15 protein-coding genes are annotated in these 16,084 nt (G+C 45.9%); 8 read left to right on the top strand and 7 right to left on the bottom strand.

The window, feature by feature from the left end; translation table 11 throughout:
- Nucleotides 1-29: 29 nt before the first annotated feature.
- From VNE01S_RS03970 to VNE01S_RS03955, 4 genes are read right to left on the bottom strand one after another with little or no spacing between them, the layout of a single operon-like run.
- Nucleotides 30-929 carry a L,D-transpeptidase family protein gene (locus VNE01S_RS03970; protein ID WP_053396074.1) on the bottom strand — a complete coding sequence of 300 codons (900 nt, stop codon included), beginning with the start codon at nt 927-929 and terminating at the stop codon, nt 30-32.
- On the bottom strand, nt 919-2,346 hold the full coding sequence (gene phrB / locus VNE01S_RS03965; protein WP_053396073.1) for a deoxyribodipyrimidine photo-lyase: 1,428 nt from the start codon (nt 2,344-2,346) through the stop codon (nt 919-921). The genes VNE01S_RS03970 and phrB overlap by 11 nt, the downstream gene beginning before the upstream one ends.
- Before the next feature lie 2 nt (nt 2,347-2,348).
- A complete protein-coding gene (locus VNE01S_RS03960) occupies nt 2,349-3,146 on the bottom strand; it encodes a MerR family transcriptional regulator (protein ID WP_053396072.1) in 798 nt (265 codons plus the stop codon).
- Nucleotides 3,136-4,086 (bottom strand): YbgA family protein, encoded by a 951-nt coding sequence (locus VNE01S_RS03955; RefSeq protein ID WP_053396071.1) that lies wholly within the window; start codon nt 4,084-4,086, stop codon nt 3,136-3,138. The genes VNE01S_RS03960 and VNE01S_RS03955 overlap by 11 nt, the downstream gene beginning before the upstream one ends.
- A gap of 342 nt (nt 4,087-4,428) precedes the next feature.
- On the opposite strand from VNE01S_RS03955, the gene deoD reads away from it, so the two are divergent.
- The 7 genes from deoD to VNE01S_RS03920 all read left to right on the top strand — a co-directional run bounded on the left by deoD (nt 4,429) and on the right by VNE01S_RS03920 (nt 13,318).
- A complete protein-coding gene (deoD, locus tag VNE01S_RS03950) occupies nt 4,429-5,139 on the top strand; it encodes a purine-nucleoside phosphorylase (RefSeq protein ID WP_053396070.1) in 711 nt (236 codons plus the stop codon).
- Nucleotides 5,140-5,199: 60 nt separating this feature from the next.
- Nucleotides 5,200-6,669 (top strand): lactate dehydrogenase, encoded by a 1,470-nt coding sequence (locus tag VNE01S_RS03945; protein WP_053396069.1) that lies wholly within the window; start codon nt 5,200-5,202, stop codon nt 6,667-6,669.
- A 122-nt stretch (nt 6,670-6,791) separates the two neighbouring features.
- Nucleotides 6,792-8,276 (top strand): ATP-binding protein, encoded by a 1,485-nt coding sequence (locus tag VNE01S_RS03940; protein WP_053396068.1) that lies wholly within the window; start codon nt 6,792-6,794, stop codon nt 8,274-8,276.
- Complete coding sequence (locus VNE01S_RS03935) at nt 8,257-9,837, top strand: GGDEF domain-containing protein (RefSeq protein WP_053396067.1); 1,581 nt, start codon at nt 8,257-8,259, stop codon at nt 9,835-9,837. The genes VNE01S_RS03940 and VNE01S_RS03935 overlap by 20 nt, the downstream gene beginning before the upstream one ends.
- A 164-nt stretch (nt 9,838-10,001) precedes the next feature.
- Nucleotides 10,002-10,388, top strand: coding sequence for a DUF3302 domain-containing protein (locus VNE01S_RS03930; protein ID WP_053396066.1), 387 nt, complete (start codon nt 10,002-10,004; stop codon nt 10,386-10,388).
- Nucleotides 10,388-11,518 (top strand): HlyD family secretion protein, encoded by a 1,131-nt coding sequence (locus tag VNE01S_RS03925; protein WP_053396065.1) that lies wholly within the window; start codon nt 10,388-10,390, stop codon nt 11,516-11,518. The genes VNE01S_RS03930 and VNE01S_RS03925 overlap by 1 nt, the downstream gene beginning before the upstream one ends.
- Before the next feature lie 366 nt (nt 11,519-11,884).
- Nucleotides 11,885-13,318, top strand: coding sequence for a methyl-accepting chemotaxis protein (locus VNE01S_RS03920; RefSeq protein ID WP_053396064.1), 1,434 nt, complete (start codon nt 11,885-11,887; stop codon nt 13,316-13,318).
- Between the two features lie 27 nt (nt 13,319-13,345).
- Here VNE01S_RS03920 and VNE01S_RS03915 read toward each other — a convergent pair whose 3' ends face one another.
- A complete protein-coding gene (locus VNE01S_RS03915) occupies nt 13,346-14,110 on the bottom strand; it encodes a ferredoxin--NADP reductase (RefSeq protein WP_053396063.1) in 765 nt (254 codons plus the stop codon).
- A gap of 194 nt (nt 14,111-14,304) precedes the next feature.
- Between VNE01S_RS03915 and VNE01S_RS03910 the strand changes: the two genes are divergently transcribed.
- Complete coding sequence (locus VNE01S_RS03910; RefSeq protein WP_053396062.1) at nt 14,305-15,009, top strand: DUF445 domain-containing protein; 705 nt, start codon at nt 14,305-14,307, stop codon at nt 15,007-15,009.
- A gap of 143 nt (nt 15,010-15,152) precedes the next feature.
- Here VNE01S_RS03910 and VNE01S_RS03905 read toward each other — a convergent pair whose 3' ends face one another.
- Together VNE01S_RS03905 and VNE01S_RS19560 are read right to left on the bottom strand one after the other, a co-directional pair.
- A complete protein-coding gene (locus VNE01S_RS03905) occupies nt 15,153-15,620 on the bottom strand; it encodes an Lrp/AsnC family transcriptional regulator (RefSeq protein ID WP_053396061.1) in 468 nt (155 codons plus the stop codon).
- Nucleotides 15,621-15,727: 107 nt separating this feature from the next.
- Nucleotides 15,728-15,958 (bottom strand): hypothetical protein, encoded by a 231-nt coding sequence (locus VNE01S_RS19560; protein ID WP_053396060.1) that lies wholly within the window; start codon nt 15,956-15,958, stop codon nt 15,728-15,730.
- Between the last annotated feature and the right edge of the window lie 126 nt (nt 15,959-16,084).

Raw genomic sequence — 16,084 nt, 5'->3', positions numbered from 1 at the left:
TCTTTTTATCGCTATTCTTATGAATCGTATCACCACTTGGGTCCGACGACTTCAACTGGCAAACCATTTTGCGCGGCTATCGCAGCCTTCACCTTAGAATCCGAATAACCAAATTCATCCAGCCACCAGCTCAACTCCAGCGGAACAGTCAGCTCTTTCTTGGTACCATCACTTCTTGTTAACGGCTCATGAGCTTCAATAAACACACTTCGATCCGGTTCAAGTGTCACTTTGATGGGTTCATCAATAACTTGAACTTTGTCACCGCGATTTACGTTGGGAAACAACCACTCAATGTCTTTCGGCTCCATGCGAATGCAGCCAGCGCTCACTCGCAAACCAATCCCGAAATCTTTGTTGGTACCATGGATAAGATACTCGCCATTACCGTAAGCCAAGCGAAGTGCAAATTCACCCAGCGGGTTATCTGGCCCGGCAGGAACCACGGCAGGTAACTCGATGCCTTTGGCTAAGTATTCCCTGCGTATTGATACAGGTGGTGTCCAGGTAGGGTTAGGTCGCTTTTGGCTGATGGAGGTTTCCATAATCGGCGTATCTCGACCGATACGGCCAATACCAACAGGGAATATATGAACTACATCGGCATCTTTCGGAAAGTAGTAGAGGCGTAACTCAGCGAGATTGATCACCACGCCTTCTCGCTCAACATTCGGCAAGATGATTTCTGTAGGAATGGTTAACATGTAATCCGCTTCAGGCAAAAACGGATCAACCCCTTTATTCGCGGCCATTAAAGCGAGAAAACCCACATCATACTGTTTGGCAATTTCTGCGATGGTCTCGCCCTGAACCACCTTATGGTACTGTATGCGCCCAACAATATTGCTGCCTTCCGGCGGTAGTTGGTAACTCGCAGCAAACACATTGCAAGTTACCAAGCAGCCGAGAGCAATGAGTTTACGAAGCATTCATAGCGTCCTTAGCATTTTTGTAATTTGCCAAGGTTATCTCTCTTTGCGCCTTATGATCAACAATTGGCGCTGAATATGACAACGCGTTGACATTACTATATTTCCAAGGCTGATGAATGTGCTTATCTGGAACCGAGGCTAGCTCTGGAATCCAATATCGAACAAAGTCCCCCTTAGGATCAAACCGCTCCCCTTGTGTCGTAGGATTGAAGATCCGAAAGTAAGGCTGACCATCGCAACCGGTTGATGCACACCACTGCCAGCCACCATTATTGGATGCGTAGTCTCCATCGATCAACTTACTCATAAAGTAGGCCTCACCAACCCGCCAATCGACTTGCAGATCTTTAATCAAGAAGCTGGCAACAATCATTCTCAAACGATTGTGCATCCAACCCGTTTGATTCAACTGCTTCATCGCGGCATCGACAATAGGGTAGCCTGTCTTCCCTTCTTTCCAAGCTTTGATTCGCTTCTCATCGCCTTGCCAAACCAGCGCCTGGCCCCAAGGCAGAAAGCTTTTCCCCATGCTCAACTTGGGTTCAAAGTAAGTGAGATGCTGATAAAACTCTCGCCAAATCAGTTCACTTTGCCAAGTTTCCCGACCTAAACTCAATGGTAATGACTGCTGATACAGAACTCTCGCCATGCACTGCCTTACCGATAGTGCACCGATCGTAAGATAAGGCGACAGACCACTTGTACCATCTACCGCAGGAAAGTCTCGTTCCTCTTTGTAGCGTTCAACCATTTCATCGTTAAACGCTCTGAGCCTATCGTAAATGGCTTTTGTTTCGACTGGATAACGTTCACTCGAAACACGCGGGTAACTGAACGGACTGTCGGCGGTAAGCACGTGGCCTTCATACTCGCCTAGATCCGCTTTACACGCTAGCTGGGCTGCTTTTTTTGGGTGAACAGGAAATTGCGACAACTTGCTGAGATACGCCTTTTTAAACGGCGTAAACACTTTGAAATACGCGCCTTGCTTATTGACCACGCTTCCTGGTGGGAAAATGCATTTGTCGTCAAATCGGTGCAGCGTTTTATCTAGCGAGTTTAAACGTCGATCCAAATAATCGTCGCGCCGGGTTTCATTCAGCTCGTACTCTTTGTTAATAAATACGCCTTCAGATTTAAGCGCTTGCGCCAATTCGACCACTTTATCGGCGCTCTCTGTAAACGTATCCACTTCGAAATAAAGCAGAGGAATATGTAAAGCCGCGAGATCTTTTTGCAGCTCAAACAAACGGCGGTAAATGAAATCGGCCTGAATCGGCGCCAGATCATGTTCTTGCCAAGTTAGAGGAGTGGCAATATACACAGCCACCACTGGATTATTGCCTTTGGCAGCTTCAAGTAACGCGCTGTTATCATCGACGCGTAAGTCACGTCGCAGCCATACAATATTCATTATTAGCTCCTCGTAAGCTCAAGCACCTCAGAAAGGGTGACCTGACCTGAATAGGATTCAGTCAATTGCTCAATGGCCAATTTCTGAGCTTCAGTGACCGGTTTAGGGCTGTAGAAGGCAACCGAGTTATAAATGGCTGACAAGTCCAAATCGTTCAAACCAGAGACATCTTCGACATCGTCCATTAGCGTGATATGCCACCCATTTTGGGAAAGCTGAGCAGCCCAAAGACGACTGGCAACATCGCGATTATGGGTATAGCTGACTAGTAAGCACTTACCTGCTCTGGCGGCTTTGTTTTCTGACTCAATGATCGATTCTAAACGCGCAATCAATAAGCTTTTAAACAAGCTGTCTTGCAAAATTCGCTGGTTTCTTTTCACCAATGAAATCGCCTTAAACACAGGTTGAATAAACTGTTGTTCAACCACATCAAGCGGGTACTCTTTTAGTACTGTATTGATGATTGACTCGACTTTGGATCGGCGAAGCGAAGATAACGCCTCCAAAATCACGTCCACATCCTCAAGCTGCTCAGATTGGGTAACCTGCGTGTCATCCAACGTCGTTTCTGTTTCTAAAAGGCTTTTTACTTTACCGATAGATACGCCTTTGCTCAGCCAACTCTGAATCACCTTGATGCGTTCAATATCCTCTTCTCGATATAAACGGTGCCCCTTGTCCGTTCTCTGAGGCTGAATCAAGTTATAGCGTCGTTGCCACGCCCTTAAAGTAACGGGCTTTACACCCGTTATTTCCGAAACTTCTCTAATTGCGTACAGCTTCTTATCACAACCCATAACGTAAACGTAACTCCTGTGGATGAGGTTCTAAAAATTTTTGTTGCTCGAGATATTCGTCAGGGTGCGTCGCTAAATAGTGCTTAATCAGCGTTAACGGCGCGAGTAAAGGAAGCACACCGACACGATAGTCATCGATGACATTTCTCAACTCGGCTTTCTCTTTTTTATCTAAATAGCGCTTAAAGTACCCTTGAATATGCATCAGAACATTGGTGTTATTTTTGCGGCTCGCTCTGTGCGACATGGCTTGCATCAGCCCTTTACGATACAAGTCATAGAAATGTTCAATCTCGTAATCTTTGATATTCGCAACAAGTCTGCCTAGCTCTCTGTACGAACTAGGGTGATGCGCCATCAGCGTCAACTTATAACGCGAGTGGAAAGCGACAATATTACCCCGGGTAATGTCATTGCCCACATTTTGGTAAAAATCATGCAGGGTAAAGACTCGGGTGATAAAGTTCTCTTTCAACACTGGGTCGTTTAACCTGCCGTCTTCTTCAACTGGCAACCATGGCATTTGCTGCATCAACTCATTGGTGTATAGGCCCACTCCGGTATTATCTGACCCATTTTTCTTGTACACCTTTACGCGTTCCATGCCACACGTTGGAGATTTAGCGCACACAATGTAACCACACAATTGGGCGTCGGAGAGTTCCGCGACTTTGTCTTTTGAGTAATCCAACATGGCGCTGGTGTGATCTTTGGTCGGATCCTTGGTTTCCACCAGCGCAATCCGTTCTTCATTCGACATTAAGCGTATCGTTGGCCTTGGAACTGGCATCCCCATACCGACCTCTGGACAGACAGAGACGAAATCGAAGTACGGCGACAGCTCTTTGGTTACAAATTTGCTGATTTTATGCCCTGAATCAAAGCGTACGTTTTCTCCCAATACACAGGAGCTAATGCCAATTTTAATCTCAGTGTTCATATTAAACTCCGTTTCGTCCAGCCGGTTATACAAAAATAATCCATGTATAAGTTTTAGCACATAGGCAGGTTATACAAAAGTATTTTTTGTACAAATAAAGGTGAGCACACAAATAATGTAAACCATAACCACAGGCAATCGATTGTCCGAATCGATTGCCTTACAAGTTTCAACAAAAAACGTTATCAACGATCAATTTAGCCGTGCAATGGCGTAGTTTTGTGACATACTTCTCATGGAGGAGTCGCTTTGCTAGCTAGTATTGCCTCAACAGATTTATGAGAATCAACAAAATTAGTAATCAGCCCCCACTGATCCGCTAGTAAACTTGGAGTAACAACTATGGCAACCCCACATATTAACGCTCAACCGGGTGATTTCGCAGAAACTGTACTAATGCCAGGCGACCCGCTACGCGCTAAGTTCATTGCAGAAACATACCTAGAAGATGTAAAACAAGTTTGTGATGTACGTAACATGTTTGGCTTCACTGGCACTTACAAAGGCCAACGCATTTCTGTAATGGGCCACGGTATGGGTATCCCATCAGCTTGTATCTACGTTCACGAGCTAATCGCGGAATACGGCGTGAAAAACGTGATTCGTATCGGTAGCTGTGGTGCAGTACGTGACGACGTAAACCTGATGGACGTTGTGATCGGTATGGGCGCATCAACAGACTCTAAAGTAAACCGTATTCGCTTTAGCAACCACGATTTCGCAGCAATCGCAGACTACGGTCTACTAGAAACGGCTGTAAACCAAGCGCGCGCTCAAGAAGTTCCTGTAAAAGTAGGTAACGTATTCTCTGCAGACCTATTCTACACGCCAGAAGCTGACATCTTCGAGAAGATGGAAAAACTAGGCATCTTAGGTGTAGACATGGAAGCGGCTGGTATCTACGGCGTTGCTGCTGACCTAGGTGCAAAAGCACTGACAATCCTAACGGTTTCTGACCACATCATCCGTGGCGAGAAACTAAGCTCTGAAGATCGTCAAAAATCATTCAACGACATGATGAACGTTGCACTTGAAACAGCAATCAACATCTAATTTCGTCATATCCTGCTGCCAGGCATCCCTGGCAGCCCTAATACCCCGAGGGGGAGAATCGTGACATCTGGCGAATTGCCAAGGGAAGCTGACGGGTTACAGCTCAACTTTTGTAAAACATTGGCGTGTGACAACTTTGGATTGAGTGATGCACATCGTTACGTTGTGCAGCATGCTAACCCCAAGCGACCTGCGATGGTTTGTCGGGAATGTGGTGCTTTCCCCCCCTTACTTAACAATCGGGAAGTTCTCAATGAGCTTCACCGCTTAAGGCATCTCCACAGTGATGGGCTGCCTGCATGTCGCAATAGCGACTGTGCCAACTTTGGCTTGTCCGTACACACTCACAAACATCTTTACCATGCATTTGGCTTTAGCGGCGATCGCCAACGCTATCGTTGTAAAAACTGCCACTCCACGTTTGTGGATAAATGGTCCGGTGCCAATAAAAAACTGCACTTTCAAGAAAACCTGCTTGGCTTGCTCTTTATGGGCTACTCGGTTCGGGAAATCTGCCGCAAGCTAGAGATCAACCCAAAGACGTTTTACGATCATCTTGATCACATCGCCAGTCGATGCCGGCGCAAACTTTCCACCTTCGATGCCCGCTGGGTCAACCACGCTAACCACTATGAACTGGCTTCACACTTCGCGCCGCTACAACCTAAAAGTAATAATGGCGTACTGTGGATAGCGACCGGAGAAGCACAAAGCGGATACATTCTTTGCCAACACGTCAATTATTCTGCTCACGAAGAACCAGTTGGTCATGTCGATCATGACCCGTACCAGTTCCCAGCGCGATTTGTGTCGCGTGAACATTCATCTGAGGCAAACATGCCGGTGCCAGAACCATCACCGGACTTAAAAACGCGCATCGACCAAAAGTATCAAACGATTCTGGCAAGAGGAAACGTTGAAGATCCAATGGGCAACCTTTCCGTCTTTAACTATCCATCCAAAGGTGCTTTGATTCGTCCTCCCTACACGTCTTACGCGCATTTCATGCATGTTCTCGACATGTGTCAGGAGCAGGCGCAAGTCTCTATCTACTTACCGCAAGATCCTGTTTTGCGCTCTGCGGCATTGAGTGTTTGTCTGCCACGTATCAAGGCGAAAACCGTAGATTTGATGTATGTAGAAGAAGATAACGACTGGGCGCTGTCCAAAGACATCGACAAAATTGATATCGTTCATATGGGTTGGTGGCGTGATAGATGGGCCATCGCGTCAATTAATGGCCACGCTAAAGGCATCTGCTACTTAGCAGGCGAACACAATCAGCCCGAGTATTGGCTCAATCAGGCTTCTATTCAAAAATCCGCTTTCTATCAGCAGAGGTTCCAAAACCTGTTTGAAAGCTTTATTAACGAACCTCGGCGTAAGCTTCGTCCCGGTGGCCTGCTGCCACTACTTGATATTTTCCGCGCATGGCATAACTTATGTTATCAAGACAAGGATGGGCAAACAGCCGCGCAGCGCTTGGGGCTCACTCAGTCGCCACTGACACTACGAGATATCCTTTCATAGACAAGTATGTGACGAAAGCCCGTAAATGGCTGGTGTTTTCATGCTTTTTGTAGTGTTCGGCGCATTGCTATTCTTATAATGCGCGCTCACCAAAAGCATTATCGCGGTAAGGGGTTGATTCATTGGATAAAAGCCAACAGCTATTAGAATTAGAGATAGAGCAACTCAAATCTCGTGCAGATTCAGAGCCAAATAGCGTTTTCGTGGCAGCCGAGCAGTGTGCTACTCGCTCAGCACAAATCCACTATCCCGAAGGTGAAATCCATAGTTTGGTCATCATGTCCCAGTGTTTGTGGAACAACATGGATTACCGCAAAGGCCTGAAGCTCGTTAAAGAGGCTTACACTAAGCTCAATACGCTGGATACCGATGACTTTTTACCTGAAATCCTTCACCTACACGCCCAGCATTATTGGGGGCAAGCGAAGTATTATTCCGCGCAACAATTTTGGATTAACGCCCTAGAGCAATCTGCCCTTGTGGGCGAAACGAAAATTCAAATAGAAGCATTAATCGGCCTTGGGAATATTTGGCGAATTACCCACGATTATGAACTGGCCAAAAGCACCCACGAACTCGCGGCGATTGTCGCCAACCATAATCGAATTAATGGATTAGAAGGGAAAGCGCGCATTCTACTGGCGTGGGATCACTATTTGCTTGGCAATTTTGTCGACATGCTTTCTATTCTCGATGGCGCAGCCGAAGTACTCAAAGATCATCACGATTCTACCTGGCAAGCCGAAATATGGGACTTCCGCGGCCTAGCCTTACTCGGGTTAGAAAGAATTGAAGATGCTGACGAAGCAACCCGAAAAGCCCACTCTATTGCGGTCAAACATGATTTAGTGTGGATGAAAGCCCACTCTTATATCAGCCGAGCGCGCTTAGAGCGACTAAGAAAAAATCCTCAAAAAGCCACCGAGCTGTTAAAAAATGCAGAGCAGTCTGCGCTCGCTTTCGACAATGGCGAACTCCTTTCACAAATTTGTTATCAGCAGTCTCTGGTTGCTGAAGAGTGCAACGACAGCCACGCTGCACTACTCGCGTTTAAAAAGTACCGTCAGCATTCCACAAACATGCTGCGCGACCAAACCACAAAAGTGAGCAGTGACAAAGCGCGAACCTCGAAACGCCAGATGGAGCAACGAGCGCGGAAATTGATCAACCGTATCCGTGCCCAGCATGAGTTTGATTCAGATAAACAACTTTCTAAGCTGGTGTCTGAGATCTACTGGTGGGAGCAACTGATCCTGTTTAAAACCGAACTTAAAGATTCCAATCATTCGGTGATTGTCATCCAACACCCAGATCCTGCCTACCTGGATGTGTGTGTTGAACTGACTCATGCGCTTTGCAACCAAAGCGACATACTCACACGATTAAGCAAAGATCGGTTAGGTCTGCTTCTGGCCGATAAAGGCGAAGCGGCTAAAAATGTCTACCATGTGTTATCCGGTATGATTGACAGTTACCCGTGGCAACGTAGAGGATTACAACAATCTCTGCCGAAAGTGAGTTTTCAAGATATTCTCTCTTTCCCATTTACCCTAGAACAACTTGAAGAAGCACAGCAGGACGAAAATAATGGAAGCGCTACTCAATAAAATTTCCGACTCAGGATTAGATGCTTCCGCTGTTTCAGGCCAGGAGGCATTATCGTTCTGGGATTATGTTCGTCACAACATTGCAGCGTCCCCACAAGAAGAAGCGCAATGCTTAATCATCAGCGCAAAATACCACTGCGAACTAAAACAATCTCAAGCCAGTATTGACGAGCTTAGACAAGCGCTGAACCTGCTCTCTTTGCCCGATGATGCCAAATTGATCCTGGAAATCAAAAACAGTATGGCTGAAAAGCTGGTTGAAAGCGGTGACTTCAGCCACGCATTAAGCGAGTTCATCAACTCATGCAACATCTCGGTTGAGCACAGTTTTATCGATGAGTATGCTTTTTCGGTTCTTGGTATGGGGAACTTATGTGATACCTATGGTGATCATAGCCGCGCGCTGCGGTACTACCAAAAGCTAGACAGTATTGACCATGCCATTACGAGCCGCTCCTTAAGGTTGCGTTACAAACTTAATAAACTCGCCTGTTATATTGATTTAAAGCGCCTAACAGCGGCGAAAAGCCTGATCAGCGAATGCGAAGAACTCAGTATTCTTGTTAGCGATAAAACTCTGGCCGCTCAAATCTCGCTATATCGCGCAAAAATACATCGCCTTGAAAGAAACCTAGACTTAGCGATGCGCTCGCTTAGTAGCATTCAATACACCTCAGGCAATATACACTCTCTTTGGCTATCCAATATGATCCGAATGGAGCTGGCTTGCTGCTTAAATGAGTTAAGTAAACCTCATTGGGCAAAATGGTTGCTTGAGGCAGCAGATAAAAAAATTCAGAAGTACGGCTCACCCACCTTAAAACTGAAGGTCTGCGATACGCTCGCCACCATGTGTGAGCAGCAGTCGTCTTATCAAGAAGCATTGACGTATCAGAAAAGGGCGTATGAGCTAGAACAGCGTTTAATCAAGCAAATCCCGATTGGCGAGTTGGGTGCCAATCAATTAAGGCGCTTATCCCGCTTTGAACCTCAGCTGAAACTCATTCTGTCAGAGATCGAAAACAAAGAGCTGAAAGAAACAACCGAAAGTCAAAAGCACGCGGTAGCGAAACTGCAACAAGACGTATTCACCGATCCGCTAACCAAGCTTCATAACCGTCGCTGGTTAGATGCCAAATTAAAAGATCTGCTGCTGCACGAAACCCCTTTCTCGCTCATGGTGATTGATATTGACCATTTCAAATCAATCAACGACGAATTAAGCCACTTGGTTGGTGATAAAGCTATTGTAAATGTGTCTGCTGAACTCGCGTCTTACTTCAACTTTCACGGTGCTTCCTGTGTGCGATTTGGTGGAGAGGAGTTCCTCGTCATCCTTGAGGATACTGAGTTAGACCAAACTGAACAACATGCGGAAACATTCAGAGAACGGATCTACCAGTTCAATTGGCAAGAGATCCTTGGCGAGCGAGGATTAACAATCAGCATCGGTATCACACTGCATCGCGATGGTGAAAATACGCAACGTACTTTTTATCGAGCAGATAAAGCGTTGTACCGCGCCAAAGCCAACGGCCGCAATCAGGTGTGCTCGGAATAACTCTCCAATATTGGCGAGATCTAGGCATCACTTTCACATCAAATTCATCATTGATATATAAGAATTACGTATAGATAGGCATCTAATCTATTGTTTTCTATCTATACTTTATATCTTGGTTTCATCAAGTCACTCCGCTCACTTTCGAAACACAGGATATAAGTATGTTTCTAGATTACTTCGCTCTGGGTCTGCTGGTTTTTGTCACGTTGGTTATCTTCTACGGTATCATTGCTATCCACGATATCCCCTATGAAATCGCTAAAAGCCGCGAACACCCTCATCAAGATGCTATCCACTATGCTGGCTGGGTAAGCCTATTTACTTTTCACGCCTTATGGCCATTTCTTTGGATATGGGCCACGTTGTGGCGAAAGGAACGGGGTTGGGGCTTCCAAAAACTGCAAGCGGAACAACATGATATCCACCACCGTGTCGATGCACTGATCGATCAAGTGACACAGCTTCAAGAGGAAGTGAAAACATTAAAACAACAAAAATCGCCTAAGCCTCAAGCGAATGACACAGCTCACAACGGGGAGGATAACTGATGGATCTACTGTTAATCATGACGTATACGGCCATCTGTATCGCCATTTTCAAGATTTTTAAAATTCCTCTCAACAAATGGACGGTTCCGACCGCCGTGCTAGGTGGCATTGTTCTTATTGGTACATTGATTCTGTTGATGAACTACAACCACCCTTTCACCCAACTGGGTAACCAAGTGTTCTCTTCTACCCCCATCGTATCTGGCGTACGAGGACGAGTAATTGAGGTGCCAGTTAAACCCAACCAACCACTCAAGAAAGACGATGTTTTATTTAGAATAGACCCTATTCCTTACGAAGCCGAAGTTGCAAAAATTAAAGCGCAAATTAAGGAAGCGAGCCAAGGTGCGTTGGGGTTAGAGTCAGAGTTACAGGCTGCCAGCGCGCAGGAGTCGCAAGCCACTGCGGAACGAGACAAAGCGAAGCGAGAGTTCGACCGCTATCAACGGGGCTACAACAAAGGCGCGTTTACCGAGCAACAACTCGACACCAGAAGACAAGCTTACAAAGCATCGCAAGCCGCGTTGGAGGCAGCAAAAGCGCGTGTCGAACTGGCACAGTTGGCATTGAATTCAGAAATAGGCGGTGAGAATACGGCCGTCGCCCGCTTATTAGCAGAGTTACGCCAAGCGGAATTCAATCTGGAGCAGACCGTGGTGCGTGCGCCAACTGAAGGCTTCGCGACTCAGTTGGCACTAAGGCCTGGTGTCATGGCAGTCCCACTCCCCCTCGCTCCAGTGATGACCTTTGTTCATACTGAAGAGATCCTTTACACCGCTGCTTTTAGGCAGAACTCACTGCAACGCCTAAAGCCGGGCTTTGAAGCCGAATTTCTGTTCCGAGCCATCCCTGGTAAAGTCTTTAAAGGTGAAGTGGTTGAAGTGCTTCCAGCCATTGGCGAAAGCCAGTTTCAGGCAAGAGGCGCTCTGGTAGGCACAGAGGCGCTCAGGACAAGTGGTCGCGTGTTTGTCACATTAAAAATTACTGACGATATATCAGAGTACCGTTTGCCGCTGGGGACCGCGGTTGAAGTGGCGGTTTATTCAGATAAGTTCAGCCACGTGTCGATTATGCGCAAGGTACTCATTCGGATGAAGAGCTGGCAAAACTACCTTTACCTCGATCACTAGAAGCTTAGCCATTAGAAGACTGACAGTGCCCTCCCACATGGAGGGCATTTTTAATCCCACCCGCGTCGCTTCCATGAGCATAGCGAGGCTCACTTAGGGTCATCGGTTAACCCCATCGTAACAAGTCACCTAAGCAAGGCAAATCGCGTTTGAATGGACAATATCACGGACCAATCCGCCCAGTTTCTCACTTCATTTGGCTAACAATATAGATCAACGTCCCATTATTGAAATTTACAATACTGACCATTACATATTTATTTGAATTCAATCTCATAAAATCACAGGATTTGTCGATAGCTTTAGGCAGTCATAAACGCCTTATAGGACTCAATTGCGAGCAAGACGCGCACATAGGATGTAGATATGAAAGAAGTTGATTTTCGAACGATCGACAAATTGTTTATTAAAATGTCGATCAACGATAAATTTTGGGTCATTTTAACTCTGTTTTTGGTCACCATTACGTTTCTAGCTGGAGGGCGCTATACCTCTACCATGGATAACGCTCACCTTGCTGCCATTCATGCAGCAGAGTCCAGACTAGAGGGCATGCTGATAACTGGAGACAGAGCAAGCCTTGAATCACTGCGTGACATTTCAGTGGTGGCAGGCGAGCAGGAATCACGTATCGAAAATGGGATAGTGACCGTATTCCAAAGATCGTCCGATGGCACTGCTTATCAACTGTCGCACAATGCCCAAACAAAGCTGGACACCATTCAGACTCAAGCTCGAACTACCTTTTTACTCAGTTATCTTTGGGCATTACCCTTTGCACTATTCTGTTACTGGGTGGCGACTTTTATTGGCGGCGCTTTGTGGGTGTTGTACACAACGACACTGCGTATTGGAGAGGGCGATTTAACCTCCCGCTTAGGCTTTCACCCTGGTCGTGATGAATTTGGCACCATCGGCTGCGCGCTAGACAAAGCAATGGATACACTGAGTGAACTGGTCATTAACGTTAAGCAAAATACGCAAACCTTAACCGAGACGTCAGCCTCTTTTGAAGCCGAGATGAAACAGAGTGAATCACAAGTGCGTAATCAGTACGCTTCATTGGACTCTGTCGCAACAGCCATGGAAGAAATGACCGCGTCTGCGAAAGAAGTGTCTGGCATTTCTCAGCAGGCAACCCAGCAGACTGAGAACGACTCTCTTCATATTGAAGGCAGCCACAAGCATGTTCAGTCCGCGATTAAAGAGATCGACACCCTGTCGCAATATATCGCGCAAACCTCAAGCTCAGTCACTAGTTTGAATGAAAACACCACGCAAATTAATGAAGTGATCACCACCATCAATGCCATCTCAGAGCAAACCAACCTTCTGGCACTGAATGCGGCCATCGAAGCCGCGCGTGCTGGCGAACAAGGTCGGGGCTTTGCGGTAGTGGCGGATGAAGTTCGAACGCTGGCAAGCCGCACTCAATCGGCGACCGTAGAAATTCAAGCTATGATAGAGAAGTTGCAAACCGAGAGCCAAAACATTGCCTCTATCACTTCCAAAACGGTCTCTCAAGCACAAACAAGCAGTGATTTGGTGGCAGATATTGGACAGGATATTCAGTCTATTGCCGATTCCGCCCGAGCGCTCACCGACATGAGTATTCAGATATCGACATCAGCGGAGGAACAGAGCGCTGTGGCGAACGACATCGCCACCGAACTGACCGATATTCGTAGCCAGTCTAATGCACTGAAAGCGGTAACGGAGCAATCTTCTTCCGGGATTGCAGAATTAACCCTAGCGGCAAAATCGCTGTCTGAGTTACTTAAGCAGTACCGCACTCAATAGCCACCAGCCAACGTACGAACGTTATGATTACCAGTAACGTTCGTACAAAATATTGCCGCCTGTTGCGCGGCGATATTTTTCTAATCCCATCTCTGTCAGCATACGAATCGTTTCTTTAATCATATCCGGATTGCCACATAACATCGCAAAACTGTCATCGGCATTGAGCGCAACACCCGCGTGTTGCTGAAGGCTTTCCTGCTGCAGAAGCTGAGGTATCCGACCGCGCAATGCGCCATCCACTGGTTCTCGAGACACAATCGGAACGTACTTCAACCTACCATCGTATTGCTGGATAAGGTGTTCAATAAGGTATTGGTAAACCAGTTCACGCTCATGTCGAACGGCATGCACCAACACGACGTGCTCGCTGCTCGGGCGAAAGTTAATGTCATCCAGCAATGATAAGAACGGCCCAACCCCTGTCCCTGTCGAGAGTAGCCACAGGCTTTTAGTCTCTTTAGGGATGCTTCGAAATACGAGATCACCATAGGCTTTCTCGCCAACATAGATTTCATCGCCTTCTTTGAGGCTTTGTAACCGAGGAGACAGTACGCCATCAGGGTGAGCAATAATGAGGAATTCCAGCATGTCTGTGCTGTTTAATGGGGCGTTAACAATAGAATAAGGACGGCTGACGAATTCGCCGTTTTCGTCCGAGAGCGCAAGCTTGATATACTGCCCGGCTTCAAAGTTTACAGCCGCGCCTGTCACTCTCAAGCTAAAGACATCTGAAGTCCAGTCAATACGACGGTCAACACTAGCAATAGTAAAGCCTTTAGGTACAGCCATCTCAGATCCTCCAACTTTTCATCAGTCTAAACGTTACGCTTACTGATTGATTATGTAAAATCCCTTATCAGCCAAACCAATGAGTATCACATTTTTTTAACATAATGGTACTTTTAAGTCGTTGAAACTGTTTTCTCTATTCAGTAATAATTGCGATATACTGCGCCCTTTCTACTTAACCTGACTTATTAGTAATGAATAAGAGCCTACTGACTAATATCATCGCCCTTGCCCTTTTGGCAGGAGGCTACCAAACAGACAATCAAATTGCTTTCTATGCTGGCCTGTTCGCGTTTTCTGGCGCGATTACCAACTGGTTGGCCATCCACATGTTGTTTGAAAAGGTTCCTGGTTTATATGGCTCAGGTGTTATTCCTGCACGTTTTGAAGAATTTAAACGAGCAATTAAAAACCTGATGATGGAGCAGTTCTTCACTCAGGAAAACATCGACCGATTCTTAAACCAAGAAATGTCGAGCGGCAAAACGTTAGAGTTAGGCCCAGTGATCGACAAAGTGGACTTCAACCCAACATTCGATTCATTAGTGGATGTTCTTGCTGCTTCCTCATTTGGCGGAATGCTGGAAATGTTTGGCGGTACTCAAGCCCTTCAGCCGTTAAAACAGCCCTTTGTTGAGAAAATGAAGGAGTCAATGGAGGAGATAAGCCAGAGTGACAACGTCAAACAAGCACTGAAAGAACAGCTAGAATCCCCTGCAATGATGAGCGAAATCGAGTCAAACATTGAAGCGATCATCGACCAGCGACTGAATGAACTGACCCCTCAGCTTGTAAAAGAAATGGTGCAAAAAATGATTAAACAGCACCTAGGCTGGCTAGTTGTATGGGGCGGTGTCTTTGGTGGTTTAATTGGCGTTGTATCATCATTCATCGCCTAATTCACAGCACTGTGTTGATCAAAAGGGAAGCTTCGGCTTCCCTTTTATATTGGAATTCAGAACGTTTTCAACTAAACATCCGCTCATTACCACATCAACTTCATGCATTAAATTGTCAAACATTGATCAGGAGAGCGAGACGATTAAATTAAATCGGCGTTTACGCCAAAGCTGGTTTTGTGCTCTTCAATCACGACTTCGCTGCGGGTTTGAATAACACCAGGCAGGGTTCCAAGTTTCGAAGACATAAAATTTTGGTAGGCTTTCATATCTTTAACGCGCACTTTGATCATGGTGTCGAAGTCACCAGATAAAGAATAGCACTCTTCAATTTCGGGCATGTCTTCAACAGCCTGAGCGAACTTCTCAAAGATAGAGAAACTGGTTTGGTCTAAACGAATATGAATAAAAACCTGAACATCTAAGCCCAGCTTTTCTGGATTAAGTTCAGCGTGATAGCCTTTGATGTAGCCTTCTTTCTCAAGGCGTTTCACTCTATCTGAGCACGGAGAGGTGGTTAAGTTAACCTGCTTGGCCAACTCAACAATAGGCAGCCGACCCTTAAGGTTTAGAGTTCTGAGAATTTCACGATCGATTCTGTCTAAATCCATTTAACGCTCTTACGATTAATATTCGGTTTTCCGCTAATCATAATCCAAAAGCCCTAGATACACCTAGTGCCAAAGCTAAGCAAATTTAGATTTTTATCGAAGTGTTATTAAGCAATTTCGGCATCAGAGAAAGAGTTTGTACTTACTAACTCTGACTGAGTATTGCAAACGCGACAAAAACACTGTTTTTCCATTTTCATGTAGTGCGCGCCTTGAAAGAGAGTTGAAAAGAAGCAGGCCATGCTTTTTACCATTGAATGATGTTCTTCTTCGCATCGCTTCATCACAACCTTGTGTGCAGTGATTTTATCGCAGCAATGGCAGTACACCTGTGGCATCTTATCTCTCCCTAAAATTGATGTGGTCTTTTTAATTGACACATTTGTAAGCGTTTGGTTCACAAGCCTCAAACTTTAGTTAAGTATTTGTGACATAGTTCCAAATTACAGAGCAGAAAAATAAAA

It is taken from the genome of Vibrio nereis NBRC 15637 (genome assembly GCF_001591105.1).
Classification (GTDB): Bacteria; Pseudomonadota; Gammaproteobacteria; order Enterobacterales; family Vibrionaceae; genus Vibrio; species Vibrio nereis.
This window is presented reverse-complemented; position numbering and strand designations above follow the sequence as displayed.

What these genes read in the sequence shown, in the direction of transcription:
- VNE01S_RS03970 (WP_053396074.1), bottom strand. Translation starts at nt 929, where the DNA reads ATGCTTCGTAAACTCATTGCTCTCGGCTGCTTGGTAACTTGCAATGTG.
- phrB (WP_053396073.1), bottom strand. Translation starts at nt 2,346, where the DNA reads ATGAATATTGTATGGCTGCGACGTGACTTACGCGTCGATGATAACAGC.
- VNE01S_RS03960 (WP_053396072.1), bottom strand. Translation starts at nt 3,146, where the DNA reads ATGGGTTGTGATAAGAAGCTGTACGCAATTAGAGAAGTTTCGGAAATA.
- VNE01S_RS03955 (WP_053396071.1), bottom strand. Translation starts at nt 4,086, where the DNA reads ATGAACACTGAGATTAAAATTGGCATTAGCTCCTGTGTATTGGGAGAA.
- deoD (WP_053396070.1), top strand. Translation starts at nt 4,429, where the DNA reads ATGGCAACCCCACATATTAACGCTCAACCGGGTGATTTCGCAGAAACT.
- VNE01S_RS03935 (WP_053396067.1), top strand. Translation starts at nt 8,257, where the DNA reads ATGGAAGCGCTACTCAATAAAATTTCCGACTCAGGATTAGATGCTTCC.
- VNE01S_RS03930 (WP_053396066.1), top strand. Translation starts at nt 10,002, where the DNA reads ATGTTTCTAGATTACTTCGCTCTGGGTCTGCTGGTTTTTGTCACGTTG.
- VNE01S_RS03925 (WP_053396065.1), top strand. Translation starts at nt 10,388, where the DNA reads ATGGATCTACTGTTAATCATGACGTATACGGCCATCTGTATCGCCATT.
- VNE01S_RS03920 (WP_053396064.1), top strand. Translation starts at nt 11,885, where the DNA reads ATGAAAGAAGTTGATTTTCGAACGATCGACAAATTGTTTATTAAAATG.
- VNE01S_RS03915 (WP_053396063.1), bottom strand. Translation starts at nt 14,110, where the DNA reads ATGGCTGTACCTAAAGGCTTTACTATTGCTAGTGTTGACCGTCGTATT.
- VNE01S_RS03910 (WP_053396062.1), top strand. Translation starts at nt 14,305, where the DNA reads ATGAATAAGAGCCTACTGACTAATATCATCGCCCTTGCCCTTTTGGCA.
- VNE01S_RS03905 (WP_053396061.1), bottom strand. Translation starts at nt 15,620, where the DNA reads ATGGATTTAGACAGAATCGATCGTGAAATTCTCAGAACTCTAAACCTT.
- VNE01S_RS19560 (WP_053396060.1), bottom strand. Translation starts at nt 15,958, where the DNA reads ATGCCACAGGTGTACTGCCATTGCTGCGATAAAATCACTGCACACAAG.